This is a genomic window from Natrinema thermotolerans (assembly GCF_031165565.1).
GTDB classification, from domain to species: Archaea; Halobacteriota; Halobacteria; order Halobacteriales; family Natrialbaceae; genus Natrinema; species Natrinema thermotolerans.
Window position 1 is genome coordinate 1,079,233 of the sequence record NZ_CP101873.1, and the last position, 22,663, is coordinate 1,101,895.

The 22,663-nt window shown below is 68.0% G+C and carries 25 protein-coding genes; 19 read left to right on the plus strand and 6 right to left on the minus strand.

The window, feature by feature from the left end:
- Positions 1–35 precede the first annotated feature (35 nt).
- The gene (locus NP511_RS05550) at positions 36–1,184 is read right to left on the minus strand and encodes a LolA family protein (RefSeq protein ID WP_049964745.1); all 1,149 of its coding nucleotides are present in this window, start codon (positions 1,182–1,184) and stop codon (positions 36–38) included.
- A gap of 99 nt (positions 1,185–1,283) precedes the next feature.
- On the opposite strand from NP511_RS05550, the gene NP511_RS05555 reads away from it, so the two are divergent.
- Positions 1,284–2,477 carry a M24 family metallopeptidase gene (locus tag NP511_RS05555; RefSeq protein WP_049964746.1) on the plus strand — a complete coding sequence of 398 codons (1,194 nt, stop codon included), beginning with the start codon at positions 1,284–1,286 and terminating at the stop codon, positions 2,475–2,477.
- A 158-nt stretch (positions 2,478–2,635) separates the two neighbouring features.
- Here NP511_RS05555 and NP511_RS05560 read toward each other — a convergent pair whose 3' ends face one another.
- Both NP511_RS05560 and NP511_RS05565 read right to left on the minus strand, forming a co-directional pair.
- Positions 2,636–3,094 (minus strand): cupredoxin domain-containing protein, encoded by a 459-nt coding sequence (locus tag NP511_RS05560; RefSeq protein WP_371827949.1) that lies wholly within the window; start codon positions 3,092–3,094, stop codon positions 2,636–2,638.
- 82 nt (positions 3,095–3,176) lie between these two features.
- Positions 3,177–4,196, minus strand: a complete 1,020-nt coding sequence (locus NP511_RS05565) for an aldo/keto reductase (protein ID WP_049964748.1) — start codon at positions 4,194–4,196, stop codon at positions 3,177–3,179.
- A 178-nt stretch (positions 4,197–4,374) separates the two neighbouring features.
- On the opposite strand from NP511_RS05565, the gene NP511_RS05570 reads away from it, so the two are divergent.
- Positions 4,375–6,000, plus strand: a complete 1,626-nt coding sequence (locus NP511_RS05570) for a potassium channel family protein (protein WP_049964749.1) — start codon at positions 4,375–4,377, stop codon at positions 5,998–6,000.
- A gap of 60 nt (positions 6,001–6,060) precedes the next feature.
- On the opposite strand, the gene NP511_RS05575 is transcribed toward NP511_RS05570, so the two are convergent.
- Complete coding sequence (locus tag NP511_RS05575) at positions 6,061–7,017, minus strand: TIGR03557 family F420-dependent LLM class oxidoreductase (protein WP_049964750.1); 957 nt, start codon at positions 7,015–7,017, stop codon at positions 6,061–6,063.
- A gap of 365 nt (positions 7,018–7,382) precedes the next feature.
- On the opposite strand from NP511_RS05575, the gene NP511_RS05580 reads away from it, so the two are divergent.
- The 5 genes from NP511_RS05580 to NP511_RS05600 all read left to right on the plus strand — a co-directional run bounded on the left by NP511_RS05580 (position 7,383) and on the right by NP511_RS05600 (position 11,530).
- Positions 7,383–8,378 (plus strand): ABC transporter ATP-binding protein, encoded by a 996-nt coding sequence (locus NP511_RS05580; protein WP_049964751.1) that lies wholly within the window; start codon positions 7,383–7,385, stop codon positions 8,376–8,378.
- Positions 8,375–9,148: an ABC transporter permease gene (locus tag NP511_RS05585; RefSeq protein ID WP_049964752.1), complete on the plus strand. Its 774-nt coding sequence runs from the start codon at positions 8,375–8,377 to the stop codon at positions 9,146–9,148. Before NP511_RS05580 ends, NP511_RS05585 begins: the two co-directional genes overlap by 4 nt.
- A gap of 165 nt (positions 9,149–9,313) precedes the next feature.
- Positions 9,314–10,693, plus strand: a complete 1,380-nt coding sequence (gene truD / locus NP511_RS05590) for a tRNA pseudouridine(13) synthase TruD (RefSeq protein WP_049964753.1) — start codon at positions 9,314–9,316, stop codon at positions 10,691–10,693.
- Between the two features lie 129 nt (positions 10,694–10,822).
- Complete coding sequence (locus NP511_RS05595) at positions 10,823–11,119, plus strand: hypothetical protein (RefSeq protein WP_049964754.1); 297 nt, start codon at positions 10,823–10,825, stop codon at positions 11,117–11,119.
- A gap of 84 nt (positions 11,120–11,203) precedes the next feature.
- Positions 11,204–11,530 (plus strand): hypothetical protein, encoded by a 327-nt coding sequence (locus NP511_RS05600; RefSeq protein WP_049964755.1) that lies wholly within the window; start codon positions 11,204–11,206, stop codon positions 11,528–11,530.
- 15 nt (positions 11,531–11,545) lie between these two features.
- Here NP511_RS05600 and NP511_RS05605 read toward each other — a convergent pair whose 3' ends face one another.
- On the minus strand, positions 11,546–12,067 hold the full coding sequence (locus NP511_RS05605; protein WP_049964756.1) for a DUF8173 domain-containing protein: 522 nt from the start codon (positions 12,065–12,067) through the stop codon (positions 11,546–11,548).
- Positions 12,068–12,217: 150 nt separating this feature from the next.
- Here NP511_RS05605 and surE point away from each other — a divergent pair, with 150 nt between their 5' ends.
- The 12 genes from surE to NP511_RS05665 all read left to right on the plus strand — a co-directional run bounded on the left by surE (position 12,218) and on the right by NP511_RS05665 (position 22,107).
- Complete coding sequence (gene surE / locus NP511_RS05610; RefSeq protein WP_049964757.1) at positions 12,218–13,057, plus strand: 5'/3'-nucleotidase SurE; 840 nt, start codon at positions 12,218–12,220, stop codon at positions 13,055–13,057.
- Positions 13,058–13,138: 81 nt separating this feature from the next.
- A complete protein-coding gene (locus tag NP511_RS05615; protein WP_049964758.1) occupies positions 13,139–14,962 on the plus strand; it encodes a type II/IV secretion system ATPase subunit in 1,824 nt (607 codons plus the stop codon).
- A gap of 3 nt (positions 14,963–14,965) precedes the next feature.
- Entirely contained in the window at positions 14,966–17,251 is a 2,286-nt protein-coding gene (locus tag NP511_RS05620; RefSeq protein ID WP_049964759.1) for a type II secretion system F family protein, read from the plus strand.
- 2 nt (positions 17,252–17,253) lie between these two features.
- The gene (locus NP511_RS05625; protein ID WP_049964760.1) at positions 17,254–18,825 is read left to right on the plus strand and encodes an Ig-like domain-containing protein; all 1,572 of its coding nucleotides are present in this window, start codon (positions 17,254–17,256) and stop codon (positions 18,823–18,825) included.
- Positions 18,826–18,906: 81 nt separating this feature from the next.
- The gene (locus NP511_RS05630) at positions 18,907–19,662 is read left to right on the plus strand and encodes a DUF2103 domain-containing protein (RefSeq protein WP_049964761.1); all 756 of its coding nucleotides are present in this window, start codon (positions 18,907–18,909) and stop codon (positions 19,660–19,662) included.
- Between the two features lie 138 nt (positions 19,663–19,800).
- Positions 19,801–20,007 (plus strand): hypothetical protein, encoded by a 207-nt coding sequence (locus NP511_RS05635; protein ID WP_006181149.1) that lies wholly within the window; start codon positions 19,801–19,803, stop codon positions 20,005–20,007.
- A gap of 75 nt (positions 20,008–20,082) precedes the next feature.
- Positions 20,083–20,349: an eL43 family ribosomal protein gene (locus NP511_RS05640; RefSeq protein ID WP_006181150.1), complete on the plus strand. Its 267-nt coding sequence runs from the start codon at positions 20,083–20,085 to the stop codon at positions 20,347–20,349.
- 18 nt (positions 20,350–20,367) lie between these two features.
- Entirely contained in the window at positions 20,368–20,502 is a 135-nt protein-coding gene (locus tag NP511_RS05645; protein ID WP_006181151.1) for a DNA-directed RNA polymerase subunit P, read from the plus strand.
- Between the two features lies 1 nt (position 20,503).
- Positions 20,504–20,770 (plus strand): KEOPS complex subunit Pcc1, encoded by a 267-nt coding sequence (locus NP511_RS05650; protein ID WP_006181152.1) that lies wholly within the window; start codon positions 20,504–20,506, stop codon positions 20,768–20,770.
- A 109-nt stretch (positions 20,771–20,879) separates the two neighbouring features.
- Positions 20,880–21,374, plus strand: a complete 495-nt coding sequence (locus tag NP511_RS05655; RefSeq protein WP_233274310.1) for a DUF2243 domain-containing protein — start codon at positions 20,880–20,882, stop codon at positions 21,372–21,374.
- A gap of 85 nt (positions 21,375–21,459) precedes the next feature.
- The gene (locus tag NP511_RS05660; RefSeq protein WP_015299147.1) at positions 21,460–21,852 is read left to right on the plus strand and encodes a prefoldin subunit beta; all 393 of its coding nucleotides are present in this window, start codon (positions 21,460–21,462) and stop codon (positions 21,850–21,852) included.
- Positions 21,853–22,107: a DUF3194 domain-containing protein gene (locus NP511_RS05665; protein ID WP_006649455.1), complete on the plus strand. Its 255-nt coding sequence runs from the start codon at positions 21,853–21,855 to the stop codon at positions 22,105–22,107.
- Positions 22,108–22,151: 44 nt separating this feature from the next.
- Here the strand turns inward: NP511_RS05665 and NP511_RS05670 are convergent, their stop codons facing one another.
- Positions 22,152–22,592, minus strand: a complete 441-nt coding sequence (locus NP511_RS05670; protein WP_049964763.1) for a hypothetical protein — start codon at positions 22,590–22,592, stop codon at positions 22,152–22,154.
- Between the last annotated feature and the right edge of the window lie 71 nt (positions 22,593–22,663).

A 22,663-nucleotide genomic window follows, 5' to 3' on the forward strand; every position in this document is an offset into this window, starting at 1 on the left:
CCCTGTGGCGTGGCCCCGTCTTACCGATACCGATCTCACGAACAGCCGATCGACGCCGTAATTTCGCGCAGTGGGTCGTCCGTGACCAGACTCGAGACTTCGTAGCTCACGTCCTCGCAGTCCCAGAAGAAGCTCTTGACGCCGCCGTCCCGGAAGTACGTTGTCTGCCCGTCGACCTCGGTTCGCTCGAGGCTGTCGAGCGACGGATCGAACCGCCCCTCCTCGCGGACGACGACGAAGAGTTCCCGGGCGACGACGTTCGGATCGTCGTACCACAGCGTCGTCGTCACGCCGCCGTACCGTTCCTTTCGCTCGACGACCGTGATCCGGTCCAGTACGTACGACCCCGGGAGATCGGGATCGGGTAGATCGTAGGGAACGGTGTCCGCGGCCGCATCGCGGGAGCGGAAGATCCCCGCCGGTTTCGAGCCGTCGCTGACGACCTCTGCGTCGGCCGGGGGTTGGTACGTAAACGTCTCCGGGTCGATGCCGTCGTCGATCGCGAACTCCTCGTACGTGACCGTCTGCGCGTACAGCGTCTCGCCGTCGTCGCTGACCGCGTTTCGTTCCTTGATCGGGTAGCGGGTCTCGTCGTCGATCCAGATCGTCCGGGAAACGTCCAACTCCCCGAGTTTGGCGGCGCTCACCGGAACGCTGTAGGTCGTGTCCCCGACGACGAGGTCGATGGAGGTCCTCTCGTCCTCGAGCGGCGGCCGCGTCTCGATGACGTGTGCCTCCCGCCCGTCGACCGGTTCCGTCCCGGCGTAGCCGAGTCGATACTCCTCGAGCAGGGCCTCGAGTACCCGCAGCGTCCGATCCGTGTCGGTCTTAGTCCCGTGGAACTGGAGTTCGACGATCCCCGTCGACGGGTTGTACTCCCACGTCTGCGCCCGGTTCGTCACGCTGACCGAGCCGACGGGCACGTCGTCGTCGGTCGACTCGAGGACTTCGATACGCTGTTTGGCCGGTGGCTCGCGGGCGATCCGTTCCGTCCGCGTATCGGTTTCGGCCGGCGTTTCGATCGTCACCGACCGACGAGCTCGGAGCGCCGACATGTGGCGACGCGCGTCGACCGCGTCCCGAACGATCTCCGCGCCGGAGGGGGACTCGTCACTGCTCGGATAGCTGATACAGCCGGCGAGTACAACCCCGGTTCCTGCCGCCAAAATCCGACGCCGGTTCATACGCGGGGGATTGCCACGTTTAGTCATAAGTTTGCGGGTTCGAAACGTTATCCAACCTCGATCCGCGGGATTATGTGGCCAGCTGTCATCGATCCGAATATGAACGTCGACGTGAATCTCGCCCCGCTGCGCGAGCATCTCGCCGCCGAAGGAGCCGACGGCTACCTGATAGACGACGACGCATCGGATGCGGACCAGCGGTACGTCTCGGGCTTTACCGCACCGGATCCCTACCAGACGCTCGTTACCGCCGATGGCGTCCACCTGCTCGTCTCCGGCCTCGAGTACGGACGCGCCGCCGCCGAGGCGAACGCGGACTCGGTCAGCCGCCGCGCCGCCTACGACTATCAGCGGCTGGTGGCCGAACACGGCCAGTACGAGGGCAAACTGCGGACGCTCGCGGCCTTCCTCGAGGACCACGGCGTCGACGCGCTCGCGGTCCCGCGGACCTTCCCGACGGGGACCGCCGACGGCCTGCGCGAGCAGGGGATCGCAGTGACGGTCGAACCCGAGGGGATCGTGACGGACATCCGGGCGACGAAAACCGAGTGGGAAGTCAAGCGGATCCGGGCGAGCCAGCGGGCGAACGAGGCCGCGATGGCGCGGGCCGAGGAACTGATCGCCACCGCCGACATCGAGGACGGCACGCTCGTTCACGACGGCGAGCCCCTGACCAGCGAACGCGTCACGGAGGAAATCGAGGTCACCCTGTTGCGCCACGGCTGTGCGTTAGACGAGACCATCGTCGCCTGCGGGGCCGACGGCGCGGACCCACACGACCGGGGCAGCGGGCCACTCGAGGCCGACGAGTTGATCGTGATCGACATCTTCCCGCGGGACAAGGAGACGGGCTACTTCGCGGACATGACCCGCACCTTCGCCCGCGGCGACCCCGGCGAGGAGGCCCGACGACGCTACGAGGTCACCCGCGAGGCCTACGAGGCCGCCCTCGAGACGGTCGCGGCCGGCGTGACCGGAGCCGACGTTCATACAGCGGCCTGCGACGTGATCGAGGACGCAGGCTACGAGACGCTGCGAAGCGACCCCAATACCGAGACCGGCTTCATCCACAGCACCGGCCACGGGGTCGGACTGGACATCCACGAGCAGCCAAGCGTCTCCCCCTCCGGCGGCGACCTCGAGCCCGGCCACGTGATCTCGATCGAACCTGGCATCTACGACCCCGCGGTCGGCGGCGTCCGCATCGAGGATCTCGTCGCCGTCACCGAGGACGGCTACGAGAACCTCACCGAGTATCGGATCGGGCTCGAGCCGACGACCGACACCCGATAGCCGACACCGGAGAGAAACTTGCACGCAAGCCCGAAGGCGCGAGCGCAGGGCCGAGGATTAGCGAGCGACGAACATCGGCGAGTACGCAGGCGTCTTCTCGGGAAAAATGATCGTCTTCGAATCGCGGGTAGTATTCGCCCGCGTCGTCGCCGCTGGCGCTATTCGACCTGGATGTCGGCGACCATCGTCGTCGGGTGGACCTCGCAGATGTACGTGACCATCTCGCTGCTGGCCTCGAACTCGAGCCACTGATCTTCGGGTTCGGTGACCCGCTCGGTCGCGAGGTCGTCGACGACCTCGTCGTTCTCGTCGTAGATCGCGATGTTGTGTTCGGCGCCATCGCCGGTCGTCCAGCCGATCTCGTAGGTTTCCCCCTCTTGGAGGATGAGCGTCGGGTTCTCCTCGTCAGCGATCGCGTCGGGCGCGATGCCGACCCAGCCGGACGTCTGTCCGTCGAACTCGATCTGGGTCTCAGGATCGATCTCGATGCCGCCACCACCGTCGCCGTTGCCGTTACCGTTGCCGTTGTCACCACAGCCGGCGATAAACGCCGTCGATGCTGCGGCACCTGTCAGCTCGAGCATCCGCCGTCGGGACACTGCCCCATCTCGTGTCATCATGTTCGCCTTGGATCGAGTGGGAATAACTGGCATGATGATTCCGGACGAATGAGAACGTCGCCCCGGACGACGCCCGAACTCAGCGATAGCCGTCGTCGTCCGGCCCGCGAGCCGCGTCGATCCGCTCGAACTGCTCGTCGGACAGTTCGAGCTCGACCGCGCCGATGTTCTCCTCGAGTTGGGCGGGCGTCCGCGCACCGACGATCGGGACGCAGGTGAAGCGGTCCTGCTCCATCAGCCACCGCAGCGATACCTGTGCCGGCGTGGCGTCGATCTCGTCGGCGACGCCCTCGACGGCCTCGAGGACCTCCCACGCGGTATCGCTCGTGTAGCGGTCCTCGAACAGGTCCGTCAGACTCCCGCGAGCGCCGTCGGGCGCGATCACAGTGCCGTCGTCGGCCCGCTCGTACTTCCCGGTGAGGAAGCCGCCGGCCAGCGGCGAGTACGGACAGACCGCGATGTCCTGATCCGCACAGACATCGAGGTAGTCGCTCACGTCGTCCGTGTCGGCAGCGTTGAACATCGGCTGGGTCACGTCGAAGCGCTCGAGCCCTTCCGCGTCGCTTTTCCACAGCGCCTTGGTGAGCTTCCAGGCGGCCATGCTCGAGGCCCCCAGATAGTGGACTTTCCCCTCGCGGACGAGTTCGGTCAGCGTCCGCATCGTCTCCTCGATCGGCGTCTCCTCGTCCCAGCGGTGGATGTAGTACAGGTCGAGGTAGTCGGTGTCGAGTCGCTCGAGCGTGCCCTCGATCTGGGCCCGGATGTGCTTGCGCCCGAGGCCGGAATCGTTCGGCCCCGGCTCGCCCCGGCCGTCGAAGGGGAAGTAGACCTTCGAGGCGAGTACGAGATCCTCGCGGTCGACGTCCTCGCGGTCCGCGAGCCACTCGCCGATCCAGCGCTCGCTTTTCCCGTTGGGATCGCCGTAGACGTTGGCCGTATCGATGAAGTTGATCCCGTGGTCCCAACAGGCATCGAGCAGGTCGTGGGCCTCCTCGCGGTCAGTCTCCACGGTGCCGTCGCTTTCCTTCCCGAAGCGCCAGGTGCCAAAGCAGAGCTTCGAAACGGTCGTTCCGGTATTGCCGAGCCGAGTGTACTCCATGGACGTGGGTTCGCCCGCCGAGTGCAAAACGCATGGGGAAGCGGCGAACGGCGGTCGCTCGAGCGCGTCGGCGATCCGACGAACGCGTTCCCGATGACCGGTCGACCGACGCGTTTACTGCCCGGAAGTCGCTCCCGGTTTCCGAAGCTACAAACCGCTCGACAGTCACTACCCGGTGATGAATCACTGGTGGCGGCGGATCGTTCTCTCGCTGGTCGCCGTCCTCGTACTCGTTCTCGTCTACGCCGGGCTCTATCAGTTGGGGATGGCCGCCTTCGAGGGAGAGACGAAGACGTACGCGCAGTCGATCCAGGCCGTCATCGAGTCGCTGACGACGGCCGGGTTCGGTGGCGACGCCCCCTGGGAGAGTACCGCGATGAACCTCTTCGTGATCGGGATGAACCTCACGGGCGTCCTGCTGGTCTTTCTGGCCCTGCCGCTGATCGTCGTCCCGCTTTTCCAGCAGGCCCTCGAGGACCGGCCGCCGGAGTCGACCGACCTCACCGACCACGTCGTCATCTGTTCGTACACGCCGCGCTCGGACGTCCTCGCGGGTGAACTCGAGGCGGCGGGCGTCCCATACGTCTTCGTCGACGACGATGCCGAACTCGTCGTCGACCTCAACAACGAGGGGACCAACGCTATCTACGGCGCACTCGACCAGGAGGAGACGCTACGGGCTGCAAACGCCGAGCGGGCCGACGCGCTCGTCACCGACATCGACGACGAGACCAACGCGATGGTGATCCTCACAGCGCGGGAACTCTCGAGCGACCTCACCATCGTCAGCGTGGTCGAAGACGACGAAGTCGCGAGCTATCACCGCTACGCCGGAGCCGACGAGATCGTCCGGCCGCGTCGGGTGTTGGGCCAGAGCCTCGCGACGAAGGCGACGACGACCGTCTCGGCCGAACTCCGGGACACGATCGAACTCAGCGAGGACCTCGCGGTGACCGAACTGCTCGTCCAGGACCACAGCGACCTGGTCGGCCAGACGATCCCCGAATCAGGCGTCCGCGACCGGATGGGGATCACCGTTATCGGCGCGTGGTTCAACGGCGAGTTCGTCCCCGTTCCCGGCTCCGAAAACGTGATCGACGGCAACACGATCCTGCTCGTCGCGGGCCGTCGCGACGACCTCACGGAGCTGAAATCGCGGACGGTGTCGGCGCTGCGGCACAACCCGGACCGCGTCGTCGTCGGCGGCTACGGCGTCGTCGGCCGGACTGCCGTCGAGACGCTGGCGTCCGGGGGCGTCTCGACGGCCGTGGTCGACCTCGAGGAACAACCCGGTGTCGACATCGTCGGAAGCGTCACCGACGAGGCGGTCCTCGAGACCGCGGACGTCGACGACGCCCGGGCGGTCATTCTGACCCTCGACGACGACTCGACGTCGATCTACGCGACGCTGGTCCTCGAGCAGGTCGCCCCCGACGTCGAGATCATCGTCCGGGCGAACGAGACCGAGAACATCCCGAAGTTCTACCGGGCGGGCGCGGAGTACGTCCTCTCGCTGTCGACGGTTACCGGCCGGATGCTCGGGTCCATCCTGATCGAGGACGAAGAGATCCTCACGCCGGAGACCCAGTTCGAACTCGTCAGGACGACTGCCCCACAGCTCGCCGGGCGGAGCCTCGGCGACGTGGACCTGCGGGCGCGGACCGGGTGTACCGTCGTCGCGGTCGAACGCGGCGAGGACCTGCTGACCGACCTCGGGCCGGAGTTCGTCGTCCGCGAGGACGACATGCTGATCGTTGCGGGAAGTGACGAGGCGGTCAACCGGTTCGTCTCGCTGGCGTGTTGAGACGTCCGACGGTCGGCTCGAGAGCAGTTGTCTCCCCGCCTCGAGCGGCGCTCACCCGACTCACTCGAACGACGGCAGCACCGCCTCCTCGTAGAACTCGATCGCTTGCTCCTGTTCGTCACCGATCTGATGGAAATAGACGTGATCGTAACCGGCGTCGATCGCTTGCTCGATGCTGTCGATGTGTGCCTGCGGGTCGGGTTCAGTGGTCGTTCCGGCCTCGGCGATGTCTTCCCCCTCGACCATCCTCGCAGCCTGCTCGAAGTGGGCCGGCGTCGGGAGTTCCTGTCCGAGTTCGCCCGGAAGCGAGCCGTTCGGCCACTGCTCGAGGATCGTCTCGATCGCCTCCGCTTCGCTATCGGCGTAGCAGCCGTGCAGTTGCGTGTATTTGGGCCCGTCGCCGCCGGCGTCCTCGTAGGCTGCGACCGGCTCGGATTTCGGCCCGGAACACCAGAGCCCGTCCGCGTTCTCGGCCACCCATTCGGCCGTCTGCGGGCCGAACGCGCTTCCGATCGTCGTCGGCTGCTCGTCGGGACAGGTGTAGAGCCGCGCGTTTTCGACCGTGTAGTACTCGCCGTGATGGCTCGTCGTCTCGCCGGTCCACAACGAGCGCATCACGTCCATCGCCTCGTCTAACATCTCGAGGCGCACGTCGTGTTCGGGCCAGCGCTCGCCGGTGACGTGTTCGTTCAAGTTCTCGCCGGTGCCGACGCCGAACGTGAAGCGGTCGCCGAGCAGCTCGTCGACGGTGGCGACGGCGTGGGCGACGTTGACCGGATGGATCCGGATCGTCGGACAGGTAACGCCGACGCCGACGTCGATCTCGTCGGTCGCCTCCGCGATCGCCCCTAGCGTCGACCAGACGAACGGCGACTCGCCCTGTGCCGACACCCACGGGTGGAAGTGGTCCGAGATCGAGACGAAGTCGAAACCGGCCGCCTCCGCGCGACGTGCGATGTCGACCAGTTCCGTCGGCCCGAACTCCTCGCTCGAGAGGGTGTACCCGAGTTGCGTCATTCCCAGCGCGCTACCACGGACCGGCGGGTAACGGTTGCACCTGCAAGAGCGCGGCCGCGTTCCGGTCACACGACTTCCGACTTCGATGACGCCAGACCGCGTATCGGTCCGCGGTGGCGCGCGCTGAACTGTGCCGAACGAGAGTGAGGCACGGTTCGACATCGTGCGAGGGATGAGCGAGCGACTCCGGAGCGAGCGAGTCGGCTGGGGAGGGCGTGGCAACTCCGTGTTGCCACGATAGCGGGGCGCTTTCGTTCCGCCTCCTTCCGTCGAACTCCACACCGCATTCAGTTCCATCTCCGATCGCGAGCCCACGTGAACCCCGAACCGAACCCCTTACCCACGACGGGCCGGAACCGGCCCGTATGGAAGCCGTAGTCGACGCGACGGACCTCGAGAAGGTCTACGGCGAGACCGTCGCCCTGTCGGGGGCCTCGCTATCGGTCGCACAGGGGGAGGTGTTCGCGCTGATCGGCCCGAACGGGGCCGGCAAAACGACGCTCGTCCGGGCGCTGACGGGAACGGTCGAGCCCGAGGGCGGAACGGCGGCGATCCTCGGCGCGTCGCCGGCGGCCGTCGACCGCGACCGGCTCGGCGTCCTCCCGCAGGAGTTCTCGCCGCCGGCCCGACTCAGCGCCCGCGAACTGCTCGCGTACTACGCCGGGCTCTACGAGGACCCGCGCGACCCCGCTGACGTCCTCGCCGACGTCGGCCTCGCCGACGCGGGCGACACCTGGTACGAGAACCTCTCGGGCGGCCAGCAACGGCGGGTCTGTGTCGGCTCCGCGCTGGTCAACGACCCCGACCTGCTCTTTCTCGACGAGCCGACGACCGGCATCGACCCCGCCGGCCGCCGCACCGTCTGGCGGCTGATCGAGGACCTCGCGGCCAGCGGGACGACCGTCGTCCTGACCACCCACGACATGGCCGAAGCCGAACACCTCGCCGACCGCGTCGGCCTGCTCGCCGACGGCTCGCTCGTCGCGCAGGGCCCGCCCGACGACCTCGTCCGCGAGTACGGCGGCTCGAGCCGGCTGACCGTCGAGACGACCGCCGACCCCGACGCGTTCGCCGACCTCGAGTACCCCGTCGAACGGCCGGCACGGGGCCGCGACCGAACGCCCGAGGCGGCGGTCGTCGTCCGGGAGATCGATCCCGCCGCGATCGGGAGCGTGGTCGACTACCTCGAGGCCCGCGACATCGAGTACACCGGACTCTCGTGGGCCGAACCCGACCTCGAGGACGTCTACCTCGCGCTGGCCGAACCCGCGGAGCGGGAGCGGACGGCACGGCTCGAGGGCGAGCGCGGGGACGGTGCGGCCGACGAGTCCGACCTCGCACGAACGGGTGAGACCGCATGAGCCGGATGGGGCGGGTCAGGGCCGAGACCAGCGCCGGCTGGCGGTCGTTCGTCCGCCGGCGGACGGCGGTCTTTTTCACCTTTTTCTTCCCGGTGATCCTGATCGTCATCTTCGGGGCGCTCGTCCGCACCGATCCCGCGGGCGGCGGGCTGTTCACGGAGCCGCCGGCCTACTACGTGCCCGGCTATCTGGCCGTCGTCGTCCTCTTCACTCCGCTGTCGCGGATGGGAAGCGAGGTGGCACGCCACCGCGAGGGGAGCCGCTTCGAGAAGCTCGCGACGACCCCGCTGACGCGGGCGGAGTGGCTGCTCGCCCAGACCGCGGTCAACGCCGCGATCATCGGGCTGGCGAGCCTGCTCATCCTCGGGCTGGTCATCCTCCTGACCGGCGCTAACATCGCGTTCTCGCCGCTGCTCGTTCCCTACGTTCTCATCGGCGTCGTCTGCTTCTGCGGGATCGGCGCAATGTTGGGCAGCTACACCGACTCCCAGGACGGCGCGGTCGCGGCCAGCAACGGGATCGGACTGCCCCTGCTCTTTCTCTCGGAGACGTTCGTCTCGCCCGAGCTGCTCCCCGGCTGGTTCGGGCCGCTGGTGAACCTCTCGCCGCTCACCTACTTCGCGCGGGGTGTGCGGGCGGCGACCTACTCGGGGGCTGAGACGACGGCCGTCGCCGGCGTCGATCCCGCGCTCGCGAACCTCGGGATCCTCGCCGTCCTCGCCGTCCTCGCGTTCGCCCTGGGCGCACGGTCGATCCCGCAGACGGACTGATACGGTTTGCTGTACCGATTTACCGGTGGGACCGCAGGACGAGGTCCCACCGGCAATGACGTACAGTAGACCGTATGAAGCGGCTCCGGACCGGCGGCGTCCGTTGCCCGCCGTTCGCCGCGAGAACGAACCGATTTACGCGCGGCGCTCGAATCGCCGGCCGACATGCGCTCGAGTCACCCCAGGGAGGCGACCGTCGGGATGGAGTACTACGTCAGCGACGCGGACGGCGTCGGCGGCCGCCTCCGCGCGGACGACGCCGACTTCCGGGTGCGCGAACTCGAGCGGTTCGACACCGAACCCGTTGACGCACCGACCGACGCCTACCCCCACCTCGTCTTCCGGGCGACGCTGCGAGGGTGGGACACCAACGACTTCGCCGCGCGGCTCTCGGACGCGCTCGAAATCTCCCGCGAGCGGGTCAACTGGGCCGGGACGAAGGACAAGTACGCCGTGACCACCCAACTGTTCTCGGTCTACGAGGCCGACCCCGACGAGCTACCGGAAATCGACGGCGTCGAGATCGAGGTCCTCGGCCGGGCCGGCCGAAACCTCGAGTTCGGCGATCTGGCGGGCAACGCCTTCGAACTCCGCGTCACCGATCCCGACCGGCCCGACAACGCCGGCGCGATCACCGACGAGTTGCGGGCCTTCGGCGGACTCGCGGACTCACACCGGAGCGGCGGCAGTGCGGACGGCTCGAGCGGGGACGCGACCTCGATCGGCGTCCCCAACTTCTTCGGCCAGCAGCGCTTCGGCAGCCGCCGGCCGGTCACCCACGAGGTGGGCCTCGCGATCGCCCGCGACGACTGGGAGGGCGCGGTGATGGCCTACCTCGGGAATCCGACCGACGCGGAGCCGGAGGGGACCCAGGAGGCTCGAGCGTTCGTCGAGGAGACCCGCGACTGGCAGGAGGCCCTCGAGCGCGTTCCCCATCGCCTGCGCTACGAGCGGTCGATGATCCACGCGCTCGCCGAGTGCGACGGCGAGCCGGGGCCCGACCAGTACAGGGAGGCCCTCGAGCGGGTGCCCTCGAACCTCCAGCGGCTGTTCGTCCACGCGGCCCAGTCCTACGCGTTCAACCTGATGCTCTCGGAACGGCTCGAGCGCGGGCTGCCGTTCGACCGGCCCGTCGAGGGGGACGTAGTTTGCTTTTCGGACACCGACGCGCCCGACGGGCTCGCACTGCCCGACACCGACCGGCTCCAGCGGGTCGACGAGCGCCGGGTCGACTCGGTGACCCGTCACTGCGAGCGCGGCCGGGCGTTCGTCACCGCGCCGCTGGTCGGCACCGAGACGGAACTGGCCGACGGCGAGCAGGGCGAGATCGAACGCGCCGTCCTCGACGACCTCGGCCTCGAGCCGGCGGACTTCGACCTGCCCGGGGAGTTCGGCTCGACCGGCACCCGGCGGGCGATCCTCCTGCGGACCGATCTCGGCCTCGAGACCGACCCGCTGACCCTCGAGTTCGCGCTGCCGAAGGGGTCGTACGCGACCGTCGTCTCCCGGGAGTTCCTGAAGGTCGATCCGATCGACCTCGGGTAAGGCGGGACTCGAGTCGGGCGTTGCCGTCCGAACCACCGCGGCGAAGCTTTTAGCACGGCGTCATGAGAAGTGGACGACAATCATGGGCTCCGCACACAATCGGCCGCTGAACCGGGGTGGCCCTCGCGTATGATCGGTACGACCGAGGACCGCGAGATCGTCGACTGGGAGAAGACGACGGAGGACGGGCGCACGGTGTACGTCATCGAGTACAGCGAGCCCGTCCCGGAGCCGACGGGCCGGTCGAAGACGCTGTTCGGCGCGGGCAGCGGCGGGACGGTCCCGGCCGGCGAGCAGTCCTTCGAGATGCCCGACGGCGAACGGATCCCCGCGAACGAGGCCGCATTCGACGCCGACGGAACGACACTGCGGGTCCGCTGCGAGCGCTCGGTGGTCGATCGGCTCCGGCGCTACCTGCCGTGGTGACGAGTCTCCCGTTTCGGTCGCGTTCGAACTGCGGCAGTACCGATCGGCGAAACAGTTACCCGACTGTCACGAGAAGTCGCTCGTATGTTCGAGCCGTTCTCGCTGTTCACCTCGGCGCTGTACGTCGTTCAGGGCCTGCTGGGACTGGCCGATCAGCGCGTCCTCACCGGCGACCAGCGATCGCGCGCGCAACCGGCCGCGAGCGTGCATCTCGGCAGTTCGGCCGCGTTCCTCGTCGCCGGCATCGCCAGCGCGTCGTGGGTGTGGCTGCACGGTCTCCCGACGGGGTGGTATCCGACGGTTCTCTCCCTCGGACTCCTCGTCTCGATCCTCGTGCAGGGCTGGCTGTACCGATCGATCGGCGCCTCGGGGAGCCCCATCCTCGAGCGGGCGTGGACGCGCCTGCACTGAGCGGGAGCCGACGCCTCACTCGAGGTAGCTCCGAAGCACCGCGCCGAAGCCGGCGGCACCGATACAGAGCGCGAGGAGACCACCGACGCCGGTGACCGCGAGCGCGCCGCTGATCGCCGCGGCGACGAGCAGCCGTTTGAGCCACTCGTCGTTGCGCCCGACCAGCCGATCGGCGATGGCGAGATACGCGATCGCGCCGCCGACCGCCCAGACGAGATACGCCAGCAGGAACAGCGGAATCGCCACGACGATCCCGACGATCGTAACGACGAGCAGCAGTATCAACAGCCCGATCGCAAGCAGCGACGCGATCCCGTAAAGAAACGTCCCGAAGGGGTCCGCGAGGACGTCGTCCATCATCCGGTCCGTGTAGTCGGGCGCGATCGCGACGAGGATCGCGCCGACGACGAGCGTCGTCAGGGCAGCCGTGATCGCACCCCCGAGGAGGCCGTCGGTCGTCCCGACGTCGATGTCGATCCCGGGATCGACCTGCATGATCACCGCGACTGCGAGGGTCGGCCAATCGAACCCGATCATATTGCCGGAACGTCCGGTTGGAATATAAACGGTCGTATCGCTTTGGCACTGGCCCGAGCCGCCGACCCGTTCGTTCGCGCGCGGTCTCCCCGGGGGAATCGACTTCGCTGAACCGAACAGCTACGTAGCTCGCCCCCAATCCACCAGCCAATGGAACTGGACTCGGACCCGCACATCCTCCTGACGAACGACGACGGGATCGACGCGCCCGGCATCCGGGCGCTCCACGACGCGCTCTCGGCGGTCGGCGAGGTGACCGTCATCGCGCCGGACCGGAACCGGAGCGCCGTCGGCCGGTCGCTGTCCTACGGGCGGACGAACTCCTCGAGCGGCGGCGATCTCGAGTTGGACCTCGAGGCCGACTCCTTTACCGCGCCGGTCCCCCACACCGATCACGAACTCGGTTACGCGGTCGACGGCACCCCCTGTGACTGCGCTATCGTCGGTGCGAAAGGACTCGAGCCGAATCCCGATATCGTCGTCTCGGGCTGTAACGAAGGGGCGAACCTCGGCGCGTACGTCTTCTCCCGGTCGGGGACCGTCAGCGCCGCCATGGAGGCCGCGTTCCTCGGGACGCCATCGATCGCCGTCTCGCTGGACACGCTGGGCTACGACGACGACCTCGAGCCGGCGGCCTTCGAGCGGGCGGGCAAGATCACCGCCGACCTCGTGGCCGGCGCACCCGGAACCGGCCTCTTCGATCGCGTGGATTACCTGAACGTCAACGTCCCGCGTCCCGATCGGGAGCCCAACGGTCACGCGCTGACCCGGCCGACCGAGGTCTACGAGATGGATGCCGCCTTCGAGAACGGCCGGTTCCAGCTGACCAACCGCCTCTGGCAACAGATGGCAAACCGGGACATCCCCGACGGCGAGGATACCGACCGCCACGCCGTCCTCGAGAACGAGGTGTCGGTCTCGCCGCTACGGGTCCCCTACGAGGTCGTCGACACGAATCCGGTTCGGAACGTCCTCGCCGATATCCTGTAGCTGGAGACTGTCGCGGCAGCCGGACCTTCATCGACCATGACGGTTTAGGTGGTTCGGTCACAAGGGAGACGCAGTTCATCGATGCCGGACGGCAACCATTCGACAGGAGACGGGACCCCAAGCCGCGTTCCCTCGAACCCGCCCAGCGACATCGGCCCGGCTTCGAGCCTCGAGGACGATGGCGACGCCGGCGCTGACGACGCGCTCGAGACGGGGACTGGCCCGGATCCGACCTCGGCCATCGCCCCGGACGACTCCCGGTCTGCGGACGCGATCAGAGACGCCGTCCTCGCCGACGTTCGCGCGTCCTTCGACGACCGGCCCGCGGACGCGTTTCCGGGGCGGCCCTCCGACGCGTTCATCGACGAGGAGTTCTTCGATTTCGGCTATCTCGAGGACTACGAGGAGGTCGAGCGCTACTGGGTGAACCGTCCCTACGCCTACGTGACGGTCCTCTACGACGAGGCGACCAACACCAACCGGTATCACGTCGTCGAACCCGACTTGGACGAGTTCGAGGAGTACGTCCGCGAGGACCTCATCCGATCGCTGCGCAGCGACCTGCTGTACAAGGAGTTCGACGGCGAGATCGACCGGGCGGCAACCTTCGACGAGGAGGTCCCTCGCGTCATGCGCGAACACGCGGCTACCGTCGGCGACGGCTCGCTCCACCAGCTGCTGTACTACCTGCGCCGGGACTTCGTGAGCTACGGGAAGATCGACCCGATCATGCGCGACCGGGGCGTCGAGGACGTCTCCTGTGACGGCGCGGACCGGCCGGTCTTCGTCTACCATCACGGCTACCGGGACCTGCGGACGAACCTCTCCTTTAGTGACGAGCGTCTGAGCGCCTACGTCGTCCGGCTCGCCCAGCGGGCCGGTAAACACCTCTCGGTGGCCGATCCGCTCGTCGACGCCGCCCTGCCCGACGGCTCCCGCGTCCAGCTGACGCTGGGCGGCGAGGTGACCACCGGCGGGCCGAACTTCACCGTCCGGAAGTTCGCCGAAGTGCCCTTCACACCGGTCGATCTCGTCAACTGGGGCACCTTCAGCCTCGAGGGGATGGCCTACCTCTGGCTGGCCGTCGAGAACAACGCCTCCGTGCTGTTCGCCGGCGGTACCGGCTCGGGCAAGACGACGAGTCTCAACGCCGTCTCGATGTTCGTCCCGCCCGAGAGCAAGGTCGTCTCGATCGAGGACACGCCGGAGCTGACCCTGCCTCACGACAACTGGATTCAAAGCGTCACCCGCGAGGGGGTCACCGCCGGCGGCCGCGGCTCCGTCTCGATGTTCGACCTCCTGCAGGCCGCCCTGCGCCAGCGACCGGAGTACCTCGTCATCGGGGAGATCCGGACCGAGACCGACGTCGCCCTGACCTTCTTCCAGTCGATCGCCACCGGCCACACGGCCTACACGACCTTCCACGCCGACTCGGTGCGCGGCCTGCTGAGCCGCTTGCAAAACGAGCCACTGAACGTCCCCACGGGGATGATCGGCAACCTAGACATCGTCTCCATCCAGCGCCAGACGACACAGGAGGGGAAACGCGTCAGGCGAAACCGTCGGCTCGTCGAGTTCGGCCACCACGAGGACGATGGCGATGGGGTCGACCCCCACGAGGTGTTCCGATACGAGCCCGCATCCGACGGGTTCGAGCGGAGCGCCGACTCGCGAGTCCTCGAGCGGATCGCTGACCAGCGGGGCTGGTCCCACGGCCGCATCGAGCGCGAACTCGAGCGTCGGGAGGCCGTCCTCGAGTACCTCCTCGACGAGGAGATCACCGACTACGAGCGCGTCGCCCGCGTGATTCAGGGGTTCATCCGGGACCCGGAGTACGTTCTGGAGGAGGTCCGCGCCGGCGATCTCGACCCCGAGACCATCGCGGTAACGGAGGCCGACGACTGAGCCGTGACCGACCGCGACCGAACCGAAGACGCTCCCGACCGCGATTCCGCACCCGCGGCCGACGACCCCGCTTTTCGCGAGCCGGCCGTCGACGAGGAAACGGCGGCGGCCGTCCTCGAGGACGCATTCGACGATGGCCCGGACCCGCTCGAAGCGGGGGACGGTGATCGGACCACCGGCGACGACGGCGATGCGGAACGCGACGAGTCGGAGGCGGCCGCGTTGTTCGACGCGCTCGAGGGAGACGGGCGAGGCGACCGCCGCGAGGCCGAGCCGGAACCGGAGGAGGCGCTCAGCCAGCCCCTCCTCGAGGAGCGCCAGCTCGGCGCGGAGGAGCGACTCGAGTTGCGCGAGGCCTACGGGCGGGTCCGAGCGTTCTTCAAGACGCGGCCGGAGCGATATCGCGGGCTACAACGGCGGCTCAAGCAGGCCCGGATCCGGGCCACCTACGACACGTATCTGACCGACAGCGTCGGACTTGCCGCGATCGCGGCGATCGGCGCGGGGGTCGTCGCGTTCCTCGGGCTCCTCGGGTTGGCGCTTACCGGGACGCTGGCCGACGTACTGGGGCCGGTGTTCGGCCTCGCCGGTATCACTCGCGGTGTCTTCCTGACGGCCCCGCTGCTCGTGGCGGGGCTGGTAGTGCCGGTCGTCTGTTCGACCGTCGCCGCAAGCGCCGTCTGGATCGGTCGGAACTACTACTACCCGCGCACCGTCGTCGCGGCGCGACGCCGCAGCATCGCGTTGAACCTCCCGTACGCGATCACGTTCATGTACGCGCTGACCAGCGGCGGGATGAACGTCATCGAAGTCTGTCGCCGACTGGGCGACAGCGAGGCGGTCTACGGCGAGGTGGCAAACGAGTTCGACCTCGTCGTCCGCGAGATCGACCTGTTCGGCAACGACCTGTTGGGGGCGCTCGACAACGTCCGGACGCTGACCCCCAGCGACGAGTTCCGCCGGTTCCTCGACGACCTGCTGGGCGTCATCGAGTCCGGCGGCGATCTCGAGACGTTCCTCGAGGCGGAATCCGAGGAAGCCATCGACGACGCACTCGAGGCCCAATCGTCGTTCATCGAGACGCTGGGGATGCTCAGCGAGGTGTTCGTCGTCGCGTTCGTCGCCGCGCCGCTGTTTCTGATCGTCGTCCTGATGGTCGTGAGCTTCCTCGGCGCGGAGACGGTCGGCGCGATAGCCGTCCTCGTCTACGTCGGCTTCCCGCTGGCGATGGTCGGCTTCTTACTGCTGGTCGACCTGCTCTCGCGGCCGTTCGAGGTGCCGACAGCCGCGCTCGCGGATGCGGACGACCGGACGATCGATCCCGAGGACGTCGCCGATGACCCGCGGTTCGCGGCCTACGAACGGGCCAAGCGCGATACCGGCGTCCGGGCGTTCCTGTCGGACCCGTTCCGGGCGATCCGACGCCAGCCGCGGCTCTCGCTGGCGGTGACGGTGCCCGCGGGTCTCGCCGTCGCCGGCCTCGCGATCCGGTCCGGGATGGCCGAACCGACCGTCGCCGGGGTCCTCGCGGCCCCGCTGCAGTCGACCGTCGGGCTGGCCGTCGCGCCGCTGGTGACCGCGACCGCACCGCTTGCAGTCCTTCACGAACGCGAACGCCGGCGGACCGAGACGATCACCGAGCGGTTCCCCGACGTGTTGGGCATCCTCGCCAGCGCGAACCAGATGGGGGTCGACGTCGTCGACGCCTTCGAACTGGTCACGCGGTGGGCCAGCGGGACGCTCGCGGTCGAACTCCGTCGTGTCCGCAACGACGTCGCGTGGAACCACGACCTGACCGGTGCCCTGCTTTCCTTCGCCGACCGGCTGAACGTCCCCCAGCTTACCCGGACGATGACGCTGGTCGCCGAGGGAAGCCGCTCGAGCGGCGACCTCCACGGCCTGCTCGAGATCGCGGCGAAAAACACCCGGGCACAGGCGAAGATCGCCCGGGAGCGCCGTCGCGAGGTCGGTTCCTACGTGGCGATCGTCGTGATCGGGTTTCTGGTCTACCTGCTGGTGATCGTCATGGTCAGCGCGAGCTACCTGACGCCGATCGCGGAGTTGGCCGCCGAGTCGGACGCGACGGCGGCCACGGCGGAGAGTCCGGTTTCGCTGGGTGACATTCCCGTCGATGCCTACGAGGCCCTCTTCCTCCACTCGGCGCTCATTCAGGGGTTCGGGAGCGGACTCATCGCGGGGAAATTAGCCGACAACGACGTCGTCAGCGGCCTCAAGTATGGGCTGGGACTGGTCGTCCTCACCGTCGTCGCGTTCTACTTCCTGGTGTAATCATGACGGGACCTCACTCCGACGACCGGCACGGCACCGACTCGCGACCGATCGGGCGGTTCGGCGGCCCCGGATCGGGCTCAGATGCCGATCGGGCCGTCTCGCCGGTCATCGGCGCGATCCTGATGTTCGCGCTCGCGCTCGCCTTGCTCGCGCTCCTCCAGACGACGGCGATCCCCGCACTGAACGAGAACCTCGAGTTCCAGCACAACGACCGGGTCCGGAGCGATCTGGGCGAGGTCGACGGAGCCGTCGATCGGGTGGCCGCGTCCGGCAACGGGGAGACGGTCACGATCGGGGCCGGACTCCGTTATCCGCCGCGGCTGTTCTTCGTCAACCCGCCGCCGGCGTCCGGGACCGTGCGGACGACCGACGCCGGGACCGTCGCGATCGACAACGCCGCGGCGGCCGGCGAGACCGGCGACTACTGGAACGGCACGCCGCGGACGTTCGACACTCGCGCGCTCGAGTACGTCCCCGACTACAACGAGTACGGGGGCGCACCGACGACCGTCGTGGAGCCGTGGGTCCGCTACGACCGGTTCGACGAGCGAGCCGTTACGCGGTCCGAGCAGGACCTCGTCGACGGTCGCCGGCTCGATCTCGTCGCGCTCGAGGGCGAGCGGTCGGTCTCGCGGGCGGACGACGTTTCGGTCGACATCGAGCCGACCAGCGCACCGGCCCGGACGGTGACGGTCAGCGACCGAGGCGAGCCGATCACGCTGACGCTGCCGAGCCGGCTCTCCGAGGACGAGTGGCGGGACCTCCTCGCGGCCGAACTCGATCCCGCGGGCGATTCCGATGACGACCGGTACGTCACGAGCGTGGACTGTCAAGCGGCCCCGCCCGATCCCTGTGGGCAGGTGACCCTGACGCTCGAGGAAGGGGTGACCTACGAACTCCGGCTCGGGGCGGTCGCGGTCGGCGACGGTGGGAGCGACGGGGCTGCGGCGTATCTCACCGACATCGAAGGGACGGCGACGGCGATCCCCGAAAGCGGCCGCCAGCGGCTGGTCGTCGAGGCCCGTGATCGGTTCGACAACCCGGTCAGTGGCGTGACGGTAACCGGCAGCCTCGCCGGTGACGGAACGGTTCGGCCGGTCGAGCCGGTCACCGACGCCGAGGGTCGGGCGACGTTCGTCTACGAGGCCCCAGCCGACGTGGACGGGACCCGCGATGTCGAAGCGACCCTGCGGTTCGGCGACGGATCCGCACGGACCGTGTCCTTCGACATTCGGGTGATGGACCGCGGCAACGGCGACGCGTCGTCCGTCGCGCCCAGTGCGACGATCACCGACGTAGTCGCGAATACCGGCGGAAACGACCGCTACGACGTCACGCTCAACGCGACCGACGTCAACGGGGACCTCGCAGGGGCCACGTTCGAACTGCGGGATCCCGACACCGGAACGCTCATCGAACGGGTCGAACGAAGCCTGCGCGGCGACGCCGACACCGCGAGCGCGAGACTAACGGCACGCGGGAACGACCGCCGCAGAAGCTATCGGATCGTCGCGACCGTCACCGACGGAGCCGGCAACGTCGCGAGCGACGAGCGGATCGTCAGCGGCTGACGCCAGCCGCGGCAACGGGCGACCGCCACCGTGCCCGTTCGAACGCAAGTCTGTTTTAGGTCCGTCCCCTCAACGGCGAGTATGGAGTGTCGTCACTGCGCATCGCCCCTCGAGAAACCCGGGGACTTCTGTCTGGTCTGCCGGGAGGCGAACACGGAAGCGATCGTCCTCGAGGCGGCACGCGACAGGGCGACGATCACGATGCTCGCCGGCGAGCCCGACGAGCGCGATCCGGACGCAACCGACCCCGAGGAACTGGTCCTCGGGGAGACGACGATCACGACGACGCCGGAAGACGGCGAGAACGAGCCGATCGAACTCCGGAACTTCGCGGGGCTGATCGGCGACGAGATCCGTCGCAAGCGCCCCGAGGAGGTCTACGCCGGCGGGACGCGGGCGGTGATCCGCGCCGTCCGCGAAGACGTCCACCACCCGTTCTACCGGGTCGACGACGACGATCCCGTGCAGGCGGTCCTCGAGCGCCGCGGCAATCGCGCGCTCGACGTCGTCGAGACGCCACCGGCCGAGAAGATCGGCGGCAGCCACTCGACGCTGATTGGCGGCCGAACGGGGATGAGCGCCATCCAGACCGTCGCCGGCCATCCACACGTCAAGAAGGTGATTCCCGGCCCCATCGACGCCGGCGGCAAGGGCTCCCAGTCCGGCATGCGCGCGAAGGTGACCCGCGCCGACGACGGCGGCAACGTTCGCATGCTGCTCCGAGACGGTTCGAGCGTCCAGGAGAACCGCGTCGTCACGACCGCCCGCGACCGCGAGATGGGCGAGCGCATTCGCGAGGACTTGAACGACGTCCTCTCGGACGCGGAGTTTCAGTGACCGCGACGGAACCGACTCCGCCGCCGGTCGTCCGGCCGTGACTCTCTCGAGGCAAGTATTGTACCGAATCGATGGAGGAGTCAGTTCCTGCTGGTTGTCGGAGTCTTAATGGGGCGGTCGTAATTAGATATAATTAGCATGCTCGAGCGACCGGACGCGGTACTGACGCTGATCCCCCTGCTGGCAGTCAGCGGCCTCGGGATTCGGACGCTACTTGCGGCCCCGACCGTCGGGACGGGGCTGGTCACTGCACCGCTTGCCGTGGCCGGCTACCTCGCCGCGCTCGCCGTCGTCTTTCTGGAACTGCTCGCGTGGCCGGTCGCCGAACGGGTCGGCGGCTCGTGATCGCCGACACGGGGAGTGCAGGGATCGGTGCGACTCAACAGGTTTAAGAATCCGCTGCCGATAGTGACGGTCACTATGGCCAAGAAAGGAAGCGTCGGTAGCGCCGGCCGCTTCGGTGCCCGCTACGGTCGCGTCGCGCGACGCCGCGTCAGCGAGATCGAAGACGACATGGAAAACGCCGAGGTCGACGGCGACGACGTCACCCGCGTCGGGACCGGTATCTGGAAGAACGAAGAGACCGGCAAGGTCTTTACCGGCGGTGCCTACCGCCCCGAGACCCCCGCCGGCCGCACCGCCCAGCGCTCGATCCGCGCTGCCCTCGCAGAGGACGACGACGAATAACTCCCTTCGGTACTCAGTATGAGTTACAAATGCTCCCGCTGTAAACGCGACGTCCAACTCGACGAGTACGGCGGCGTCCGCTGTCCCTACTGCGGCCACCGCGTCCTCCTGAAGGAACGCAGCCGCGACGTCAAGGAAGTCGACGTTCAGTAACGTGGCCGCCCACGAGGCGACCCTCGAGTTCGACTACGACCGGCCGTCGCGGGCCGCGCTCGTCGCCGAATCGGTCGCCCGCGAGATCGGCGAGATCGACGACGACCGCTCGCGGACGACCCTCGAACGGACGGACTCGCGCGTTCTCGTCGAGATCGACGCGGACGACGTCATCGCCCTTCGTGCGGCGTTGAACACCTGGTTCTCGCTGATCGACGTCGCGGAACGGACAGCCGACGTCGGCGAGACGGCACTCGAGTCCCGATAGCTCTACGTCCCCTGTACCGGCAGGCAACGGGGTCTTCGTTCCCGTCACCGAACCCGCCCTATGGCCGACCGGAACGTGGCTCGGGCTCGACGCCGCCGCCAAGCCGCTGGTGATCGCCGGGCTCGCACTCGGCATCGGGCTGGGCGGGTTTTTCGACGGCATCGTCTTTCACCAGCTCCTCCAGATCCACAACATGCTCTCGTCGTATCCGGACGCGAGCGTCGCGACTGATCTGGAACTCAACGTGATGGCCGACGGGATCTTCCACCTCGCGACCTACACCTTCACGATCATGGGCGTGGTCCTCCTGTTTCGCGCGTGGCGGCTGCCGTCGGTACCCGGGTCCGGACGAACGCTGCTCGGTGCATCGATCATGGGCTGGGGCGTGTTCAACCTCGTCGAGGGGCTCGTCGACCACCAGCTACTCGGACTCCACCACGTCTGGCCCGCCGGCCCCGGCCCACTCTTGCTGTGGGACATGCTCTTCCTGCTGTGGGGACTACTCTTCCTGAGCGGCGGCTACCTCGTGATCCGAACCGACAGTGTGGCCGCGCCGACGGCCGGCGACGACGCCGTCGCAGCCGACGGGCGTGGCCCTGAGTAACGCGGCTCGGGCGGGCGTCGACCGGTTGCGATCGGACCGGAAGACAAAGCTGGTCTTTATCAGTCCGGAGGGCGACGGTCGAGACATGCAAGGAAATCTGCCTCCTGAAGCCCAGGAGAAAATCGAGCAGCTCCAGGACCTGCAGGAGACGGCACAGGAAGTCGCCGTCCAGAAGCAGGAAGCCGAATCGAACCTCACCGAGGCCAAGAACGCCCTCGACGAACTCGAGAACATCGACGAAGGGACGACGATGTACCGAAACGTCGGCGAACTCCTCGTCGAGACCGACTACGAGCAGGCCGAGGAGGACCTCGACGAGAAGGTCGACTCGCTCGAGATCCGCCTCGAGACCTTAGAGAAGCAGGAAGAGCGCGTACAGGACCAGTTCGAGAGCCTGCAGGAGGAACTCGAGGACATGCTCGGCGGCATGGGCGGCGGACCGGCCGGCCCCGGCGGCCCGGGCGCTGGCGGCGCGTAAATGTCACCTGACGAGCCGTCCGACGAAACCGTCGTTCGGACGGCCGCCGACGCCGCGGAGGGCGTCATCTTTTCACAGTACAAACAGTCCGACGTGCGCGATTACGACGTCACCGTCGTCTTCGAGGACGGCGTCTTGGAAGTCGACGTCTACCTCAACGCGCCAGAGGGCGAGGACGAGCCCGACCCCGAGCGGGTCGCCGACGACGCCGCGCTCACTGCGCGACAGGCCGTCGACGACCTGTTCGAGGCCTAACGGCTCGGCTCACCTCAGTGGTCGGGGTCGTCCCTTCTCTCGACTCATCGGTCCAGATAGCCGCCGCCGACGAACGCGAGTCCGACGGCACCGACCAACAGCACCACGCTCGCGACGGACTCCGTGAGGGGACCGATGGAGTCACCGACGTACCCGACCGCAACGAGTGCCGCTACGAGAGTGGCGGGGATCGGATGTGCCACCAGTTGCTGTCCGAAGGCTCTGAGCCGCCAGTACACCATCTCGAGGCTCGAGGCGACGGTCGCCCCGAGCGGCCGGTTCCCGTCGGGGTTTTCGGCCGGTTCGAACGCCTCGAGATCGCTGTCCTCGACGGTGACGATTTCGCCGGTGTTGACCCGCCGGCCGTCGGCGTCGCCGACCCGGAGCAGGGTCACGGCGTCGCCCGTCCCGACGACGCGGTAGATTCCGCCCGGGTAGTCGCCGTCGGTCGGCCGGACGTGATCGCGAATGGAACGCGACTGCATACCGGTACGGCGTCGCCGGAACTACGTAATACTGGAGGCTCGACCGCGAGCGGAGACACGGTCGTCACCGA